Annotated in this window: 23 protein-coding genes and 1 pseudogene; all 24 read right to left on the reverse strand. The window is 40.4% G+C overall.

Going from position 1 to position 18,054, the window contains the following annotated elements; all coding sequences use genetic code 11:
* Positions 1-163: 163 nt before the first annotated feature.
* A complete protein-coding gene (gene flhB, locus RAC86_RS21245) occupies positions 164-1,246 on the reverse strand; it encodes a flagellar biosynthesis protein FlhB (RefSeq protein ID WP_014113800.1) in 1,083 nt (360 codons plus the stop codon).
* Positions 1,246-2,025, reverse strand: coding sequence for a flagellar biosynthetic protein FliR (gene fliR, locus RAC86_RS21250; protein WP_072183479.1), 780 nt, complete (start codon positions 2,023-2,025; stop codon positions 1,246-1,248). The genes flhB and fliR overlap by 1 nt, the downstream gene beginning before the upstream one ends.
* 7 nt (positions 2,026-2,032) lie before the next feature.
* Entirely contained in the window at positions 2,033-2,302 is a 270-nt protein-coding gene (gene fliQ, locus RAC86_RS21255; protein ID WP_014113798.1) for a flagellar biosynthesis protein FliQ, read from the reverse strand.
* A gap of 14 nt (positions 2,303-2,316) precedes the next feature.
* Complete coding sequence (gene fliP, locus RAC86_RS21260) at positions 2,317-2,982, reverse strand: flagellar type III secretion system pore protein FliP (protein WP_003220886.1); 666 nt, start codon at positions 2,980-2,982, stop codon at positions 2,317-2,319.
* Entirely contained in the window at positions 2,975-3,634 is a 660-nt protein-coding gene (gene fliZ / locus RAC86_RS21265) for a flagella biosynthesis regulatory protein FliZ (protein WP_072566273.1), read from the reverse strand. The genes fliP and fliZ overlap by 8 nt, the downstream gene beginning before the upstream one ends.
* Positions 3,635-3,648: 14 nt before the next feature.
* Complete coding sequence (gene cheY / locus RAC86_RS21270; protein WP_003220882.1) at positions 3,649-4,011, reverse strand: chemotaxis protein CheY; 363 nt, start codon at positions 4,009-4,011, stop codon at positions 3,649-3,651.
* Positions 4,012-4,036: 25 nt separating this feature from the next.
* On the reverse strand, positions 4,037-5,173 hold the full coding sequence (gene fliY, locus RAC86_RS21275) for a flagellar motor switch phosphatase FliY (RefSeq protein ID WP_061187464.1): 1,137 nt from the start codon (positions 5,171-5,173) through the stop codon (positions 4,037-4,039).
* Positions 5,163-6,161 (reverse strand): flagellar motor switch protein FliM, encoded by a 999-nt coding sequence (gene fliM / locus RAC86_RS21280; RefSeq protein ID WP_003220879.1) that lies wholly within the window; start codon positions 6,159-6,161, stop codon positions 5,163-5,165. The genes fliY and fliM overlap by 11 nt, the downstream gene beginning before the upstream one ends.
* 33 nt (positions 6,162-6,194) lie before the next feature.
* Entirely contained in the window at positions 6,195-6,620 is a 426-nt protein-coding gene (fliL, locus tag RAC86_RS21285) for a flagellar basal body-associated protein FliL (protein ID WP_072566272.1), read from the reverse strand.
* Positions 6,617-6,832 carry a swarming motility protein SwrD gene (gene swrD, locus RAC86_RS21290; RefSeq protein WP_003220876.1) on the reverse strand — a complete coding sequence of 72 codons (216 nt, stop codon included), beginning with the start codon at positions 6,830-6,832 and terminating at the stop codon, positions 6,617-6,619. The genes fliL and swrD overlap by 4 nt, the downstream gene beginning before the upstream one ends.
* A 39-nt stretch (positions 6,833-6,871) precedes the next feature.
* On the reverse strand, positions 6,872-7,666 hold the full coding sequence (gene flgG / locus RAC86_RS21295; protein ID WP_014113794.1) for a flagellar basal body rod protein FlgG: 795 nt from the start codon (positions 7,664-7,666) through the stop codon (positions 6,872-6,874).
* 21 nt (positions 7,667-7,687) lie between these two features.
* Positions 7,688-8,110, reverse strand: a complete 423-nt coding sequence (gene flgD / locus RAC86_RS21300; RefSeq protein WP_061187462.1) for a flagellar hook assembly protein FlgD — start codon at positions 8,108-8,110, stop codon at positions 7,688-7,690.
* The gene (locus tag RAC86_RS21305) at positions 8,107-9,570 is read right to left on the reverse strand and encodes a flagellar hook-length control protein FliK (protein WP_072566271.1); all 1,464 of its coding nucleotides are present in this window, start codon (positions 9,568-9,570) and stop codon (positions 8,107-8,109) included. The genes flgD and RAC86_RS21305 overlap by 4 nt, the downstream gene beginning before the upstream one ends.
* Before the next feature lie 12 nt (positions 9,571-9,582).
* The gene (locus RAC86_RS21310) at positions 9,583-10,197 is read right to left on the reverse strand and encodes a MotE family protein (protein WP_072566270.1); all 615 of its coding nucleotides are present in this window, start codon (positions 10,195-10,197) and stop codon (positions 9,583-9,585) included.
* 11 nt (positions 10,198-10,208) lie between these two features.
* Positions 10,209-10,652: a flagellar export protein FliJ gene (gene fliJ / locus RAC86_RS21315; protein WP_003220866.1), complete on the reverse strand. Its 444-nt coding sequence runs from the start codon at positions 10,650-10,652 to the stop codon at positions 10,209-10,211.
* Positions 10,653-10,654: 2 nt separating this feature from the next.
* The gene (gene fliI / locus RAC86_RS21320; RefSeq protein WP_041520951.1) at positions 10,655-11,971 is read right to left on the reverse strand and encodes a flagellar protein export ATPase FliI; all 1,317 of its coding nucleotides are present in this window, start codon (positions 11,969-11,971) and stop codon (positions 10,655-10,657) included.
* The gene (fliH, locus tag RAC86_RS21325; protein WP_061187460.1) at positions 11,968-12,720 is read right to left on the reverse strand and encodes a flagellar assembly protein FliH; all 753 of its coding nucleotides are present in this window, start codon (positions 12,718-12,720) and stop codon (positions 11,968-11,970) included. The genes fliI and fliH overlap by 4 nt, the downstream gene beginning before the upstream one ends.
* Positions 12,713-13,729 (reverse strand): flagellar motor switch protein FliG, encoded by a 1,017-nt coding sequence (gene fliG / locus RAC86_RS21330; protein ID WP_003220860.1) that lies wholly within the window; start codon positions 13,727-13,729, stop codon positions 12,713-12,715. The genes fliH and fliG overlap by 8 nt, the downstream gene beginning before the upstream one ends.
* A 12-nt stretch (positions 13,730-13,741) precedes the next feature.
* The gene (fliF, locus tag RAC86_RS21335; RefSeq protein WP_072566269.1) at positions 13,742-15,352 is read right to left on the reverse strand and encodes a flagellar basal-body MS-ring/collar protein FliF; all 1,611 of its coding nucleotides are present in this window, start codon (positions 15,350-15,352) and stop codon (positions 13,742-13,744) included.
* A gap of 45 nt (positions 15,353-15,397) precedes the next feature.
* Positions 15,398-15,718: a flagellar hook-basal body complex protein FliE gene (gene fliE / locus RAC86_RS21340; protein ID WP_003238544.1), complete on the reverse strand. Its 321-nt coding sequence runs from the start codon at positions 15,716-15,718 to the stop codon at positions 15,398-15,400.
* Between the two features lie 11 nt (positions 15,719-15,729).
* On the reverse strand, positions 15,730-16,182 hold the full coding sequence (gene flgC, locus RAC86_RS21345) for a flagellar basal body rod protein FlgC (RefSeq protein WP_072566268.1): 453 nt from the start codon (positions 16,180-16,182) through the stop codon (positions 15,730-15,732).
* Positions 16,182-16,571 carry a flagellar basal body rod protein FlgB gene (gene flgB / locus RAC86_RS21350; protein WP_072566267.1) on the reverse strand — a complete coding sequence of 130 codons (390 nt, stop codon included), beginning with the start codon at positions 16,569-16,571 and terminating at the stop codon, positions 16,182-16,184. Before flgB ends, flgC begins: the two co-directional genes overlap by 1 nt.
* Positions 16,572-16,953: 382 nt before the next feature.
* Positions 16,954-17,733, reverse strand: coding sequence for a GTP-sensing pleiotropic transcriptional regulator CodY (codY, locus tag RAC86_RS21355; protein ID WP_003220850.1), 780 nt, complete (start codon positions 17,731-17,733; stop codon positions 16,954-16,956).
* 39 nt (positions 17,734-17,772) lie between these two features.
* Positions 17,773-18,054, reverse strand: a pseudogene (locus tag RAC86_RS21360) (HslU--HslV peptidase ATPase subunit); the annotation flags it as partial.

Here is an 18,054-nt window from a genome sequence, read left to right on the forward strand (position 1 = left end):
AGAAGCACGATCAACGCAAGAGAAATATTAATAATGATCAAAATACTTAACAGCCATGGAGGAAATGGAATCACCAGCATCGCCACAATGAGGACAACACTTATTAAAACGGATAAATCTCTTGTTGACATGCTGTTTTTTCTCTCCTTTTAACTCGAAAAATTCAATATACTTTTTGTTTTGTTTTATATACGTAAGCCAGAATTTCTGCCAAGACTTTAAAAAATTCTTCCGGCACCGCCTGGTCAATTTCTACCTGATCATATAACGCACGGGCAAGCGGTCTGTTTTCTACCATCATGACATCATGCTCTTTAGCAATTTTCCTGATTTTTAACGCTAGGTGGTCGACACCTTTTGCAACAATATAAGGAGCATCCATTTTTTCATCATCATATTTCAGGGCAATCGCATAGTGGGTCGGGTTTGTGATAATGACATCTGCTTTGGGAACTTCTTGCATCATCCGCCTCATCGCCATTTCCCGCTGTCTTTGTTTAATTTTTGACTTGATAATCGGGTCTCCTTCAGATTTTTTGTACTCATCTTTTATATCCTGCTTTGACATTTTGATATTTTTCTCATAGTCAAATCTCTGATATAAATAGTCGAGACCAGCAAGTATCAACAAAGCCCCTGCACCGCTCAGCCCCATCCACAAGGTGAGTTTTGAAACAAAAGAAAGTGCCTCTTCGGGTGTCAGGAGCGGGAGCCGGAGAATTTCCCCATAATGCAGCCAAAGCACAGCGAAAGCCGCAAAACCAACAACAGTAATTTTCAATATGGATTTAATTAGCTCTACAATCGCCCTCATACTGTATATTCGTTTAAAGCCTTTGATCGGGTCCAGCTTTTCAAGCTTAGGCTGTATCACTTCAGCAGAAAACAAGAACCCAACCTGCATATAGTTGCTGACGACCCCTGCAACAAGAGCGACAAGCAAAATCGGTGCAAGTATCATGCCCATATCCTTTAATAAGCTGATAAACAGTGTATGAACATTTGATTCTGAGAGCTTCATTGTGAGCGACTCGGTATAAAATGTTTCTATAAATGACAGCAGTCTGTCTCTCATATACGGACCAATCGCAATAAACGAAAGGAATACTACTAGTAAAGAAATGGCGGTATTGACATCCGAACTTTTGGCTACCTGCCCTTTTTTTCGCGTATCCTTCCGTTTTTTCGGAGTAGCTTTCTCTGTCTTCTCTCCCGCAAAAAACTGCAGGTCAATTCTAAGCTTCATTAAGAAACACCGACCAATGCTAAAAGATTCCGCATCGTTTCAATCGTTAAACTGAAGACATTCCGCACAACGACAAACATAACGGACATACACACAATGAGCATGATGAAACTGACAGCGATCTTTAAAGGCAGACCGACCACAAATACATTTAATTGTGGAACAGTTCGAGCCACGATACCTAATGCTAAATCAACAAGAAACAAACTGGCCACAACCGGCACTGACATTTGAAAAGCGATAATAAACATCGCATTAAAGCTTTTCGCGATCAAATAAGCAAACTTTTCATCGCCGAAATTTGGAAATGCCTGATCAACTGAAATATACTGAAAGCTGTAGTAAATACCGTCCAGCAGCAAATGGTGGGCATTGACACTCAGCATAAACAAAAGTGCCATTGTATAGATAAACTGGCCGATTAACGGACTTTGTGCACCTGTTTGGGGATCAATAACGTTCGCAATTGAAAATCCCATTTGAAAATCAATAAACGAGCCGGCAATCTGTACTGCAGCAATCATCATATAAGCAATTAAGCCTAGACAAAGGCCAACCAAAGCTTCTTTAAATGTCAAGAGCATATATTGCCCATCTATCTCCAAAGAGGGAGGTTTATCAATGGTACTGAAACAAATGACCGCGAGAAAAAAAGCAAATCCAATACGATGAACAGCTGGCACATTCCGGTGTCCGAAAAGCGGAATCGTTACAAAAAAAGCAGAGATTCTAATAAAAACCAATAAAAAAGCAGGAAATAAATCAATAATCGAATTCATCTCTACATTACCCTGCAAAACGATTTAAGTTAGAAAACAGCTCTGTTGTAAATGAAAGAATGGTCGATAGCATCCATGGACCAAAAAAAATCAAGGCTAGGAGAACAGCCACGATTTTTGGAATAAACGCCAAAGTCTGTTCCTGGATTTGAGTTGTCGCCTGAAAGATACTTACGATTAAACCGACCAGTAAAGCAATAGCCAGTAATGGCGCGCTGATCATCAGCGTTACGTATACGGCTTTTTCCGCCATAGAAATTACAAATTCTGAACTCACGTTTAGCACCTACCCTAAAAGCTCTGAAGCAAAGATTTCACAATTAAATACCAGCCGTCTACTAAAACAAAAAGTAATATTTTAAAGGGCAGAGAAATCATAACTGGAGGGAGCATCATCATTCCCATTGACATTAGGACGCTCGCTACTACCATATCTATAATTAAAAATGGAATAAAAATCATAAAACCTATTTGAAACGCTGTTTTAAGCTCCGATATGGCAAAAGCGGGAACCATTGTTGTAAGCGGAATATCCTTTAATGATTCGGGTTTATCCATTTTCGCGTAATTCATAAACAGCGCCAGGTCCTTCTGCCTTGTGTGTTTACTCATAAATTCTTTAATCGGTTCTTCAGCTTTCGAATACGCTTCGTCCAAGCTGATTTTGTTGTCCATCAATGGGGTCAGCGCTTCTTTATTAATCTCTGAAAAAGTAGGAGCCATAATAAAAAACGTTAAAAACAGCGCAAGTCCGATAAGAACCTGGTTTGGCGGCATAGATTGCGTCGCCAGTGAAGTCCTGACAAATGACAGAACAATGACGATGCGAGTAAAACAAGTCATAAGAATCAATATTCCAGGCGCCACTGAAAATACAGTTAACAATAATAGTAATTTAACAGTTGAACTTACGTTTTCCGGATCACTTGAACTGAAAATATTTATAAACTCATTCATGATGACGTGGGCCTTTCTTCTTTCCTTCAGAACGGTTTTGTTTTAACTCTTCCAGCTGCTCTTTTAATGCTTTTGAAAATGAAGGCAGTTTTTGCTGCGACTGATGTTCAGGACCCTTCAGCGGCTTCACAAACTTTTGCCACTCTATTTTGCTTGACATTGCCTCTTCATGCTGGCTGAGAATGACTTCAATCTCTTTTTCATCCTCAATTTCTTTCAGCAGCTGGATCGTCTCTCCTACACCGACGACGAGCACACTTTTTCCGACTTTGATCAATTGGATGGATCTGTTTTGGCCGACCGATGTGCCGCCAATATTTTCAACATATTGAAAAGGCTTTAGGAGCCGATTTCTTTTGTTCATGAGCTTAACCAGCCCGTAAATCAGCACGATAACAAACAATAAAGCGAAAATCATCTTCACAAAATCAAAAGCTGAGACAGAAGGAGCAGCCGCTCCCTCCGTCTCATCAGCAGTTTGTGTTGTTTTTTCTTCCTTTTGCTCTGACTTATCTGCAGTTTTTTCATCTTTCTTTTGAAACCATTCGTTTACAGTTGAATTATCAGAGTCTGCCGCGGCAGCAGCAATCGGATGTACACTGAATAAAACGAAAAAACAAATAAAAGCAATGAAATATTGACTCTTTTTCAACAGTCGTACACCCTTTAACTTAATGTTTTGTTGATTGCTTCAAGCACACGGTCTGCCTGGAAAGGTTTTACGATAAAATCCTTAGCGCCTGCCTGAATAGCATCGATAACCATTGATTGCTGTCCCATAGCAGAACACATAATGATTCTTGCCTGTGCATCAATTTGTTTAATTTCTTTTAATGCTGAAATACCGTCCATTTCTGGCATCGTGATATCCATAGTAACGAGGTCAGGAGAATGCTCTTTATATTTTTCTACTGCCTGTGCTCCGTTTTCAGCTTCCGCTACTACTTCAAAACCGTTTTTCACCAAAATATCTTTAATCATCATTCGCATAAATGCTGCGTCATCTACAATTAAAATTCTGTGTGCCATAATCTATCTCTCTCCTTGTGTTTCGTTATTTTAAATTATTAATGCGCTCTGCCTGGCTTAAAATGTCAGTGACTCTTACTCCGAAGTTTTCTTCAATGACAACGACCTCGCCTTTGGCAACGATACGCTGATTAACTAAAATATCTACCGGCTCACCGGCTAATTTATCAAGCTCAATAATACTTCCGGCAGAAAGCTCCAAAATTTCTTTTACGCTTCTCTTCGTTCTGCCAAGCTCAACAGTGATCGAAAGCGGGATATCCAAAAGCATATCCAGATTGTTAATAGGGGCTTGCGAAGCCTCGTTTGGATCAAACGCGGAAAATTCAACCGGCGAAACCTGAACCGGCGCTGCTTTTTTCGGTGTTCCCTGCCTTTTTGGCGGCTGCTGCTGTTGCTGTGGTTCAATACGCGGCTCTGGCGTCACAGGCTCTTTCGGCTGCTCATATGTAACATCAGGCTGCGACGTTGTTTCTTCCTCTGCATTTCCTGTATTCATAAGGCTTGAAATTAAATCTTTCGCAAATGTCAGCGGGTAAAGCTGCATAATGCTGGAGTCTATTAATTCCCCCACCTTTAAGTTAAAAGAAACTTTCACCAGCATTTCATCATCAGGAATACGGTCAGTTCCCTTTTCTTCAGTAACATCGAGCAATTCAACCCGAGGCGGTGAAATATCAATTTTTTTACTGAATACAGTAGACATTGATGTAGCTGCCGACCCCATCATTTGGTTCATCGCTTCTTGAACCGCACTTAAATGGATTTCACCCAGTGAAGGGTCGGCGCCTTTTCCGTCTCCCCCGATCATTAAGTCAGCAATGATGGCCGCGTCATTTTGTTCCACGACCAGCAGGTTGCTGCCGCTGAAGCCCTCCGTATAATTCACTTCAATCGCTACATACGGTTCAGGAAACGCATCGCTGATTTTACTTTTAGGAATGACAGTTACACTTGGAGTCGTAATATCGACCTTTTGATTTAAAAGCGTTGATAGTGCTGTCGCAGAACTGCCGAATGAAATATTTCCGATTTCACCGATCGCATCACGCTCCATTTCCGATAAGTCATGTACTTCCGGAACCTCTGGCTCATCCGGCGTGCTACCTGTGCCGTTAAGAAGCGCGTCAATCTCATCTTGAGATAATCTATTATTCTCCATCTTGTTCACCTCTTATGTCGTGATCTAAAATTTGCACTGCCTGTTTTCGATTCACCCGGCCGGCTTGTCCTAAAAATTTCGGCTTATCTCCGACCAATACAGTAAGAGGATCCGTGACTGATTTGTCCAAAGTTATGCAGTCTCCGACTTCTAAACTTAAAAACTCTTCTATTGTCAGTTCAGATGTGCCGAGCTCGGCCACGACAGGTATTTGTGCTGTCATGATACGTTTTTCAAGCGACTTTGTTTCCTCAGGCTTTGGCTCATTTCTATCTGATTGCATCCAATAGTGGACTGAAAGCTTCGGTATGAGCGGCTCGAGGACGATATGCGGGATACAAAGATTTATAACACCGCTGATTTCACCGATTTGGGTATTGAGTGAGATTACCACGACTGTTTCATTAGGTGATACCATCTGAACGAATTGCGGATTCACTTCAAACTCAGTCATTTCCGGTTCAATATCAGCAATTGACTGCCAAGCTTCTTTATAATTTCCCAGTGCATTTTCAAATAAATTAGAAATAATTTTTGTTTCAATTTCTGTCAAGCTGTCAACCTTATTATGACTGATTCCAATTCCGCCCATTACCCGATCCATCATCGTATATGCAATTGTCGGATTAACCTCCATCATAATTCTGCCTTCCATCGGATGGACATCAAACAGATTCAGTATCGTCATGTTCGGGATGGATCTGATAAATTCCTCATACGGGACCTGGTCAACAGAGCTGACAGATATGTGAATATAGGTCCTTAGCTGAGCAGAAAAGTGAGTAGTAAGAAGCCTTGCAAAATTGTCATGAATTCTCGTTAAACTGCGGATCTGATCCTTTGAAAACCGCAGTGCACGTTTGAAATCATAAACTTTCACTTTCTTCTCTTTTTCTTCTTTTTTCAGCTCTTCAGCGTCCATTTCACCGGTTGATATTGCAGAAAGTAGTGCATCTATTTCATTTTGGGAGAGAACTTCTCCTGACATTTTCCTCACCTCCGTATTCTGTCAAATGATTGTTTATTGCAGATTAAAGGAGGTAATATACACTTTTTCTACTTTTCCTTCTTGGAGGTAGCTATTTAATTTATCTTTTAGTTCCTTCTTAAAGGCTTCTTTTCCCTTGTCTCCCTCAATCTCATTAGCATTCGTATCAGCCAGCAGTGATATCACAGCGTCCTTCACTTGAAAATCACGTTTTTCAAGTTCTTCTTTTGATTTATCAGAGTCAGTTTCAAGTTTAATAGCAAGTCGGATAATGTTATCAGACTTTAAATTTGTTGTGATCTCTTCTACATCAACAGAAGATGCAACGATTTCATCAATACTTTTTTTCGCTTCACTTTTTTCTTCGGACTTTCCGCCTAAAACAAAATAAGCCGCCGCCCCGAGAGCACCAATTACGATAAGAATAATTAGTAAAATGACCATTAATTTTTTCTTCATTCCGGTTCCTCTATTCCTTGATCCATTGAAAATATTTGTATTTTTCGGTAGAAAGATGCGATCTTTTCCAGAACAGCTTCTTCATCTTCTTTTACTACAAACTTCTTACCATTTGACAGAGTGATTGTAGTATCCGGAAAGCATTCAATCTGTTCAATAAATAGCGCATTCAGTGTAAAGGGCTGCCCATTCAAACGGGTTACTTTAATCATAAAACAGCGGAGAAGCGATTACTCGCCTCCCCTCCCTCCTTAACGTTTAAGGTTAACCAGTTCTTGAAGGATTTCATCTGATGTTGTAATAATTTTTGAGTTTGATTGGAATCCGCGCTGGGCAACGATCATTTCAGTAAACTCGTCAGTTAAATCAACGTTAGACATTTCGAGAAATCCTGATTTAAGTGAACCTGTACCTCCATCACCAGGCTGGTTGGCTGCACTGGCAGTCCCAGAGTTTAAAGACTCACGGTATAAGTTGCTTCCGATTTTATCCAAACCGTCACTGTTTGCAAAAGTGACAATCCCGATTTGTCCTCCGTCTTGCGTTTGACCGCCTGCATCAACAATTGACACCTTTCCATCAGAACCAATACTAAAACTTTGTGCATCTGTAGGTATTTGAATTGTTCCACCATTCATATTTAATACATGGTAGCCATCACCTGTAACCAGTGTTCCGGTATTATCTAAATAGAAGTTTCCTGCTCTTGTATAAGCTGTTCCGTCGCCTGTATCAATTCTAAAGTACCCATCGCCGTCAATCGCTAAATCAAGTGTTCTTCCTGTACTTTGTGTTGCGCTTGTTGAATGAATTGTATCAATTGTGCCAGAAGATGAACCTAAACCGATCTGCTTAGAGTTCGTACCGCCGATAGTTGCACCAGCCGCAGAACCGCCGGCAATCGTTTGGCTTACCATATCTTTAAAGGTAACACGGCTCTTTTTGAATCCTACTGTATTCACGTTGGCAATGTTGTTGCCGATAACGTCAAGCTTTGTTTGAAAGTTTTTCATACCGCTAATTCCAGAATAAAGTGAACGTAACATAATAAATTCCCCCAGATTTTTTTATTTAGAAGACTGTGCTACAGACATTACATTCCACGGATTAATCTCGGTCCCATCATCCAGAATGAGATAATAGTTTCCTTTAGAATGCTTAACAGAGCTAACTGTGCCAGTTTTATCTGTAGTACTTTGACCATCAGTCCAAGATACTTCTTTTCCCAGCCAATCAACATACGAAGTAAACGGATCTTGATTTTCAACGAATTGAGTCATGGTCTTATTCATGTTCATCATTTGCTCCAGGCTTGAAAAAGTCGCCATCTGACTGATAAATTCTTTGTCATCAACCGGGTTGAGCGGATCTTGGTTTTGGACTTGGGTCATTAATATTTTTAAGAACTCATCTTTCCCCAAGCTGCTATTGCTAGTCGTCACAGTGCTTGTTTTTTCAGGCAGTTTATATTCTGAACTTATAGAAGTCATTCTTCTTCCTCCATTTCAACCGTCGACACTTCATCGAGGAGATCGCTGAAATCATTTGATTGCTTTTTCTGTTTTTGCTGTCTCTGCCCCTCTTGCTGCTGTTTCTGTTCATCAGCAAGCTGGCCGTATATCGGCTGATCCCCGCTTTGGACAGGGAGAGTAAAACGGTCAATTTGGACGGCCATATTCGGCAATGATTGCTTCAGCTGAGGAAGATGCTGTTCAAGCAGTTCTTTTGCTGATTGGCTCGATGCAATGATTTTACTCTGGAACATCCCATTTTCATTTGTCAGCTTGATTGTGACAAATCCTAAATGTTCAGGGTTCAGCCGAATGGTGAAACTTCCCGTCGATCTGCCGAATGGCGTATATTTCATTTGCTTCCACGCATTGATCACTTGATCAGCCACCGTTTTTGTTTCGGCAGCCGGTAAATCAGATGAGAGCTGGTGCAGATCAAGTGTTTGAACTCCTCCAGTGCCCCGGTATCCTGAAAACAGCATTTGGAGTCCTGATTTACTATCTACAGGCTGAATACTTCCAGAAACATCGGATGCACTTTTGCTGGATGAATGTTGCGAGAGCGGTGCGAGGACACGCTTTCCAAAGTCTTGCGATGATTCGGATGATTTCGATAACAAGAAAGCTTTCAGCTGACTTTCAGCTAAATTCCATTCTTTAGTCCCTTTTTGAGGAAGCATAGACATTTGTTCCATTAGGCTTTGAAAACTTTTCAGCTCTGACGCTGTCATCGAATAAAGTTTTGAACTTGACTCATCTTTAGTGAATATTTGCTGTTTAAGATCCTGAATCAGCTGTTGAGATACGCCCTTTTTTTCTAATGCAGAAAGAAATTGATCTCCATTCTGATAAATGACATGAGCTTCATTGCCATTCCCACGGTCAGACAGCTTATTCCCTTCTAGCAGCTGACTAATGAACATCTGGATAAGGACAAGTTCTTTATCATCCTCAGATACTTCATTCTCCTGATTGGGTTGCTCTGTATCAAACTTCAGTTCTCCATTAATGTCTGCAGCAGAATCATTGGCAGCAAGAGCCGTTTTACCTTCTGAAATGATTTTCTCCGCTTCAGCGAGTAATTGATCCATCCCGCCGGACATTTTTGATTCAACTGCTTGCAACAGATGCTGCAGCATTTGCAGAGCGGTTTCATCCAACTGCTTCCCTGTTAATTTGCTTAATGTTTGCAGAAGTTCCGCTTTTTGTTTGTCTTGATCTTCAGGACTTGCATTTAGCCAATCACTGATTTTTTTAAGCGCATCTGCTAAAAGCTGATCACTGAAATCAGGAGCTCCCTTTCCTCGTTCTGAGAGTTCCTTCAATCCGGTCTCAGACATAAGCCAGTTTTGAAAAACTCCCTGGTTGCTTTTCATGGTTTTAGCCGCAGTACCCGCTGTGGTTTGCAGCAAAGGTCCTGCCAATTCAAGCAGCTTCACCTTTAATTCCCCCTATTCTTGGCTGGCAGCAATTTTTTCTGTATAAGTTGCTGCTTGCTCAGGAGTCATCTTCGCCAATATGTCAGCAAGCTGCTTTTTGCTTAGGCCATTCAATATTTTCAGCGCTTCTTGCTCCTTTAATTGGGCAATAATTTTAGCGGCCTTTCCGCTGTCCATGCTTTTATATACATTGATCACTTTGTCATTTTCAGAAGAAGAATTCGAGCCTGATGCATTTTCAGTATTATCCTTTGATGACTTTTTTTGATCCTCCGCCGTCTTTTCAAGTGAACGGATCTTTTGATTGAGTCTGTCGATTTCAGATTTACTCGTTTCTAAATCTTTATTCAATATACTGATTTCACTTTTTTGATCCTTAATGGTCTTTTCCAGAGCTGCCGTATTACTGCTACCCTTACTTGATGCTGTGTCTTTTTTATTTTCGGTTTCAGGAACCAATTCTTTTAGAACCGGCGTTTTTGCCGCCGCTTCCTGTATCGGCTTTAAAACATTGACACCAGCAGCCCAAAGAACAATTCCCCCTGCGATTAGAAGAAACATCAGCGGAAGGATAATGATAAGCAAAACCGAACGGAACTTACCTGATTCTTTCTTTTTGCCGGACATTACATTCGCTCCTAATGGCCTTGAATCATAAACTGCTTAATCGAAATATCATCCATTTCTTTCATCTCTGCAGCTTTGTCTTCAATAGCAAACATTTTAAACTGTTTTTCACGCATTTTTTCAAACTTTTTCACTTCAATATTTTTCTCTGTCAAAATTTCTTGTTTTTGATTCATTTGATTTCTTTTCATAATAACTAGCTTTTGGTAGTGATAAATCGTATTTTCAAGATTTGAGACAAATTGCTGGTAATGCCTCATTTCTTGTACACTCATACCGCTTTTCAATTTCTTTTCCTTATCTTGTTCAAGCAATTCCTTTTTGCTCATATTCTCATATAACTTTTCAGCAACGTTTTCAAATTCAGAAACGGATTGCTGATATTCGGATAAGGATTGATCTTTCTCATTTTCTTTTAGTTCCAGCAGCTTCTGGAATCTAAATTGATAAGCCACGTTTATTCCTCATTTCCTGTCAAACTAGTTAATGCAGCAATACTTTCTTCTAATAATGCTGATTCGTCTGTTCCCTGTTTTAAAAATTGAATAAGTTGCGGATAAAATTGTATCGCTTCATCAATTTCTCTTGAGGATCCTCTTTTGTAAGCTCCGATATTAATGAGATCTTCCGAATTTTGATATGTCGATAAAAGTTCACGGAATTTATTTGCTGCATCTAGGTGTTGCCTTGTCGATATGTTTGACATCACCCTGCTGATGCTTTTTAGTATATTAACTGCAGGAAACTGGCCTTTATTGGCAAGCGCCCTGTCCAATACAATATGTCCGTCTAAAATTCCGCGAACAGTGTCAGCAATCGGCTCATTCATGTCATCCCCGTCTACCAATACTGTATAAAACGCGGTAATGGTTCCGTGCTCATTTGCACCCGTTCGTTCTAATAAACGAGGTAAAATAGCGAACACAGAAGGTGTATAGCCTTTTGTCGTCGGAGGCTCTCCGGCGGCCAGTCCAATCTCACGCTGCGCCATTGCCACCCTTGTAACAGAATCCATCATAAACATGACATTTTGGCCTTTATCGCGGAAATACTCAGCAATTGCCGTTGCTGTATATGCCGCTTTCAATCTCATTAATGCTGGCTGATCTGAGGTGGCAACGACTACAATCGATCGTTTCAGACCCTCATCCCCAAGATCTTTTTCAATAAACTCCCTAACCTCTCGCCCGCGTTCCCCAACAAGTGCAATGACGTTTAAGTCAGCCTCTGTCTGCTTGGCGATCATCCCCATTAGTGTGCTTTTTCCGACACCGCTTCCTGCAAAAATGCCAATCCGCTGGCCTTTACCGACTGTCAGCAAGCTGTCAATTGATCTGACTCCGACACCCATCTTTTCACGGATAGGCGGCCGTTTCATCGGATTGGGCGGTGATTGCTCCGTCGATACAGGCGAAAGCCCTTTCGGCAAAAGCTTGCCGTCAAGCGGCTCTCCAAAAGCATCGATGACTTGTCCGATCAGTCCGGCTCCGACTTTAACCCGAAGAGATTCACCGGTGGCTTCTACAATGCTGCCGGGTGCAATGCTTGCGGCCTCTAAATAAGGCATAAGCAAAATATTTTCTTCCTGGAAGCCGACAACCTCAGCTTTAATGACGTTCCCAGATTGCCCTTTTGCATAAATCAGGCACACGTCGCCAATTGAGCTTGCAGGTCCTTTTGATTCAATCATCAGGCCGATCACCCGCTTGACTTTTCCGTACCGTTTATACGAGTCCGTCATTTCTATACAATCTATCAGACTCTGTGTCTTCATTCAGCTGCACCCGCTTCCAGCGCTGTCAGAAGTTTATCTTTCAATTGCATCAATTGTGTGTCAACACTCGCATCTACCCTGCCAAAAGGTGTTTCAATATAACAGGATCCTTTTTGAGCTTTTTCATCAGCATATATGCCAAGCCGGCATTCTTTATAAAGCAGCTGCTGAATTTCATCCTTTTGCTGAAAGACTGTCTCATAGTAATATGGATCCACATATATTGAGATATCGTCATATTCCTTTACTTCGTTTATGACCTGTTTCACTAGCAGGAGAAAAGCCTCTTTATCATCAGATTTTTGCTGCCAAACTTTTTTAGCTAGTGCAACGGCAAGCTCAACGATTTCTTCATTAGCGTCTTCAAGCTTATCCTCAACAGCTTTTCTGGACATTTCAGTTATGCTGTTTGCTTGGTCGATCAGCTCGCCATACTGTTGAAGCGCCTCAGCTTTTCCTAATGCCACACCTTGTTCAAAGCCCTCGGCTTTTGCTTCCTCAATAAGCTTCTGTTTTTCAGCCGACCAATCATTTTTTTCCTGCTCAATTTGACGGCGAATATTTTCTATATGGCTGTTTGCCTGCTCAGAAATCCGGTCAGCTTCCTCTTTCACTCGAGCCATAAGCGCTTCTGGGTTCTCTTCAGCCTGCAAAAGGTGAGAATGATCGATACGCACCTCTTGTACAGAGAGTTTTCTTCTTTCCTTTTGTGGAGAAAAAGATGATTCTTGTTTAATGATATTAGACAATAATATCGTCCCCTCCGCCTCTTGCTATCACAATTTCACCGGCTTCTTCAAGCTTTCTGACGATGCTTACAATTCTTGATTGAGCTTCTTCTACATCTTTCAAACGTACAGGGCCCATAAATTCCATTTCTTCTTTAAAGGTTTCAACCATACGCTGTGACATATTGTTGAATACAATTTCTTTGACTTCTTCGCTTGCAACCTTTAATGAAAGGAGCAGATCGTCGTTCTCAACATCGCGAATGACTCTCTGAATTGCGCGGTTATCAAGTGTAACAATATCTTCGAAGACAAACATCCGCTTTTTAATTTCTTCAGCAAGATCGGGATCCTGAATTTCCAATGAATCCAAGATCGTCTTCTCTGTTCCTCTGTCTACCCCGTTTAACACTTCAACAACAGCTTCAATTCCGCCTGTTTGTGTATAATCCTGAGTAAATGCAGAAGATAATTTTTGTTCCAGAATCCGTTCTACCTCATTAATAATTTCAGGTGACGTTCTGTCCATGACCGCGATTCTTCTCGCAACCTCAGCCTGTACTTCAGGATTCAGCTCGGATAAAATTTGCCCAGCTTGCACAGGATCTAAATAAGACAAGATTAAAGCCATCGTCTGCGGATGCTCTTGCTGTATAAAATTCAAAATTTGTTCGGGCTCCGCTTTTCTGGCAAAATCAAATGGTTTAACTTGTAAAGAAGAAGTCAGCCTGTTTAGAATGTTTTCCGCCTTATTCTCACCAAGCGCCTTTTCAAGAACTTGTCTCGCATAGCTTAGGCCGCCTTGAGAAATATAATCTTGCGCAATGGCTATATTATGAAATTCTTCTATTATTTCATCCTTTTTTTGATGATCGACACTTCGAACACCTGATATTTCCAGGGTAAGCCTTTCAATTTCTTCATCGGTTAAGTGCTTATATACAGAAGCTGACACATCTAACCCCAAGGAAATCATGAGAATGGCTGCTTTTTGTTTTCCTGTAAGCTTATCTTGATCACGTCTCGCCATTTCTAATTCCTCCTAATCCTCGGCCAGCCAGCTTCTCAGCAGTTTTGCAAAATCTTCCGGCTTGTCTTTCGCCATCTTTTCAAGCTGTTTTCGTCTGACTGTTTCCGCTGTTTCATTTTCCTCTTCATTGATATCAGGCAAATTGATTGGTTCTTGAGGAACCTCATACTCATATTCCTCAAATTCATCCTCTTGCGCCCGTTTCTTTCTGACAAGCATAATGATCAGAACAATGATCGCTGCGATTAAAACACCGCCTACGATATATGCCCACAGCGGGATACCTGAAGACTTTTCCGTATTTGTATCCAAGTTGACTTTCCCGTCAAATGGCTGAACGGAGACCACAATTTTATTATTAATATCTTCATCAGAAAGGTTCTGGTTTGTTGTTGCATCCTTATCTAGTGATGTTCTGACTACAGTTGAGAGGATTTTTTGTATATCATCCTGTCTTTCAGTTGATAGCGACGCTGTATTTTTGGCATCAGGCGGCTCAACCATTACTTGAATCCCTAAATCTCTGACCTTATAAGGGCTTTCAGCGATTTCTTTATGAATTCGGTTAACCTCGTAATTGATTTTATTGCTGCTTTTTTCGTAGTTCCCGCTGTCAGAATTCGCATCGGTTTCGGCATACCCTGGGGTATCTTCGTCGCCGGTTCCGGCAGTTCCGCCATTGGCTGCACCGTCACCCTGGTATGTTTCAGATACCTTTTCAGCGCTGACTGCAATGCCTTCCATGTTTTCTTTATCAACAGGTTCGACAATGTCTTCTGTGCGATTTTCTTTTGTGAAATCAATGTCTGCTGTAACAGAGACAACGACTTTATCTTGGCCCATCATTGTTCCAAGCAGTGACTGAACATGTTTTTGAATGTCTTTTTCAACTTGGGACTTAATTCCTTGCTGAGAAGAATAACTATCCGCGTAGGACCCTGCATCGCTGTCTGATTTGTCGTAGTATGTAGAATTTTGGTCCATGATCACGATGTTATCTTCTTTTAAGTTCGGCACACTTTTCGATACCAGATGATACAATCCGTTGATCTGGCTTTGCTCAAGTGTATAGCCCGGCTGAATCTGCAGAACGATTGATGCGGATGCTGCAGATTGCTCCTCACCGACAAACACAGCGTCTTTCGGGAGGTTAATCATTACTTTTGAATTTTTGATACCGTCCATTTCATTGATCAAATTTGACAGTTCTGTCTGTGTGGCTTTCACTTTCACCATATCAAACTCATTGTCTGTCAAACCAAAGCCGGCATTCTGCCCAAAAAATGAATAGTCAATCGATCCAGTTTTAGGAAGTCCTTCTGCAGCCAGCTGCACTTTCAAAGAATCAACCTGATCCTCTGGAACACTAATCACTGTACCGCCATTCGAAAGTTCGTTTGGCACTTTTTTCGCATCCAGTTCTTCTTTGATTTGCCCTGCTTCTTCGGCAGACAAATCCTTGTATAGCGGCGCCATTTTAGAACTTGAAGCAAAAACACTAATAATAATTCCAATAATAATAATTGCCGCTAAAGCACTAATCATTAAAATCTTTTGTAATTTAGATCTATTTTTCCAAAACTCACTCGTTTTGTTTTTCATTTGCATTAGAGTACGATTCATGTTAACCCCCGGTCATTCCACTCTTTCTCTTAATCGTCAGACCCCCTACATTTGCATTCTCATAATCTCCTGATAAGCTTCCACAGCTTTATTGCGGAACTCTGTTGCTGCAGTTAGAGAGATGCTTGCTTTTTGAGCGGCGATCATGACCTCATCAAGATTTACATCTTTTCCTGCAGCCAAGGCATTAGTCATGTTGTCAGAAGCTACTTGGGACTCATTTAACGAACTAATAGAGTTTTTTAAAAGCTCCGAAAAGCTTGTTTGATTTGAAGAATCTGTTTTTTGGCTATTGTTTACTTGATTTGTTGCATTTTGAGTGTTTTGAGTATTTTGAACCTGAAAAGGAGAAATTGCATTAATCACTTTCATTCACCTTACTTTCCGATTTCTAACGCCTTCATCAGCATTCCCTTTGTGGCATTCATCGCTGTGACATTCGCCTCATATGATCTTGTGCTGCTGACAAGGTCAACCATTTCTTTCAACGGATCAACATTAGGCTTTTGTACATATCCTTCAGCGTTTGCATCAGGGTCTGTCGGATCATAGACAAGATTAAATTCTGAATCATCTTCCGTAATTTTAGAAACCTTTACACCGTTTCCAGCATTGCCGCTTCCGCTCATTTGAGAATTGAGTATAGAAGAGAACGATTCACCTTTTGACTGGAGGGAAACCATTTTTCTTCTGTAAGGCACCCACTCTCCGTTCACCTGCTTAGCTCTTGTTGTATCCATATTTGCCAAGTTAGACGATACAACGTCCATTCTGACTCGCTGAGCTGTTAAAGCAGATGCTGAAACATTTAAGCTATAAAAAGCTGTCATCATTTTCCTCCTGTTAATACGGTCTTCAGCGAATTAAATTTACCGTTCATTCTTTCAACTAAAGCTTGATAATTGATTTGATTTTGTGCCAATTCTGTCATCTCTTTGTCAACGTCAACATTGTTTCCGTTTTGCTGATACGATGTATCTCCGCTCGTTACAATTGAATAATTCGAATCAGTACCAGAAAAATCAATATGACGATAGTCTGTTTTTATAGCTTCAAGACGAGAGGATTCTTGATCTAATAAATTTTGGAAAGAGACTTTTTTTGCCTTATAGTTCGGTGTATCTATATTGGCAATATTATTAGTTATGACTTTTTGCTTAATATTCGCTCTGTCCAAGGCATTTTCAAGATTTTGTATCGTTCCAGAAAATAAGCTCAAATCCACTTACCTCCATTTCAGTTTTTTTCACCCTCAATATCCTTGTCGAGAATTGTAAAACTATATGCTTATTGTAAGAAATAACAGGCATAAAGTCTATGAAGATCGTGTAAAAAAATGTCCTCACAATTATCTATTTTACAACTAGGTATATAGTCCTAGATTGTTAGAACTACATTTCCCGCCTTAATATAAGCCTGAAAATAGCAGAATTTCTGTTTTTTCTATATTCTTTTCGTCATTTTTGAGTCTTTTTGAAGAAATTTATGAGATTTATTAAAATTATTACAAAGAAAGACTTTCAACCCAGGAAATAAAGCTTATTGATTTCCTTTATTTGAAATAAAAAAAGAACCCCTTAAGAGGGGGGTTCTTTGCGTGATTAATGAGATTTTAGATTTTCTAATTCGATTAGGAATTTATTGTTTAGGACTTTGATATAAGTACCTTTCATTCCTAATGATCTTGACTCGATAACACCCGCGCTTTCCAGCTTTCTGAGTGCGTTCACAATAACAGAACGGGTAATGCCGACGCGGTCAGCGATTTTACTTGCAACGAGGAGACCTTCGTTTCCATCAAGCTCTTCAAAAATGTGCTCAATTGCTTCAAGCTCACTGTAAGAAAGAGAACTGATAGCCATTTGAACGACAGCTTTGCTTCTTGCTTCCTCTTCGATTTCTTCTGCTTTTTCTCTCAGGATCTCCATACCGACAACTGTAGCGCCGTATTCAGCGAGAATTAAGTCATCGTCATTAAATTGATCCTGTAAACGTGAAAGAATGAGTGTTCCTAATCTTTCTCCGCCTCCGATGATCGGTACAATTGTTGTTAAACCAGCTTGGAACAGGTCTCTGTTTTCAACAGGAAAAGCAGTATATTCACTATTAATGTCCAAGTTAGAAGATGTTTCAGGGACATTAAACAGATTTTTCGTATATTCTTCAGGGAATTGACGATCCTCAAGCATTTTTTTCATACGATCATTTTCAATTTGCTGGTTAATAGAATATCCAAGGAGCTTGCCTCTGCGGCTTACAACGAAAATATTGGAATCAATTACATCCCGCAGCGTCTCCGCCATTTCCTTGAAGTTTACCGGTTTCCCTGCCGCAGCTTGCAGCATGGAGTTAATAATTCGTGTTTTTTGTAATAAAGCCATGATAAATAATCCTCCTAAACGTTCCTCTTATTAAATTTTTCACAAAATAAATTGACTTAAATCTTTGTTTTTTGCTATCGTTCCGAGCTTTTCTTCGACATACTGTGGTGTAATCGTTATTTTCTCCATTGTTACATCAGGAGCTTCAAACGACAGATCTTCTAATAAGCGTTCAAGTATTGTATGAAGGCGTCTCGCACCGATATTATCTGTGTCCTGGTTCACATGATAAGCAACTTCAGCAATCTTATGAATAGCTTCGTCAGAAAATTCAAGAGATATACCTTCTGTCTGCAATAATGCCTGATATTGTTTCAGCAG

The sequence above is a fragment of the Bacillus sp. LR_5 genome (genome assembly GCF_042709275.1).